The 585-nt window shown below is 35.9% G+C and carries 1 protein-coding gene; it reads left to right on the top strand.

What is annotated here, in order from left to right; all coding sequences use genetic code 11:
• On the top strand, positions 1-506 hold a 506-nt coding region (locus AC1DRF_RS31640), incomplete at its 5' end, for a GNAT family N-acetyltransferase (protein ID WP_477742779.1).
• Positions 507-585: the final 79 nt, after the last annotated feature.

Below are 585 nucleotides of genomic sequence, written 5' to 3'. Positions count from 1 at the left end.
TCACAGATACCTTTCATAAAGAGGGTATATCTGAAATGGTGAACGATATACAAATAGAAATTGAAAGTAAAGAACAATATTTAAAAAGTGACCTTGATAGCGGTGGAAAACATCGATTCTTTTGGCTCGGAATAGATACGTGCACTAATAAGATTATTGGCTGTATTGAATATGGTCCTGCTAGTGAATTAATTACGGCGTGTACAAAAGGAGAGCTGCAAGGATGGATTGAAATCGGCACAGTTTTTGTTCATCCAAAGTACCAAAGAAAAGGTGTAGGGACACTACTTTTACATACTATGCTGCTTACACTTCAAAGCAGAGAAATTAAAAAAATTTGTTTGGACAGCGGATACAAAAATGCTCAGGAAGTATGGAAAAACATATTTGGAATCCCTGATTATTTAGTAAAAGATTACTGGAGCAAGGGGTATCACCACATGGTTTGGAAAATATCAGCAGAAAGTACGCCGATAGTATTTAAGCTCAGCTATAACGAAGAATAAGATGTCTCCTGAAAAATAGCCGGTACGTTTCTACCGGCTATTTTCTCCTGTTAAGCTGTTTACATATGTTCAATTATAT

This window comes from Priestia sp. P5_B4 (assembly GCF_056400385.1).
Note: the sequence above shows the minus strand (reverse complement) of the source record. Positions and strands in the feature narration are given on the sequence as shown.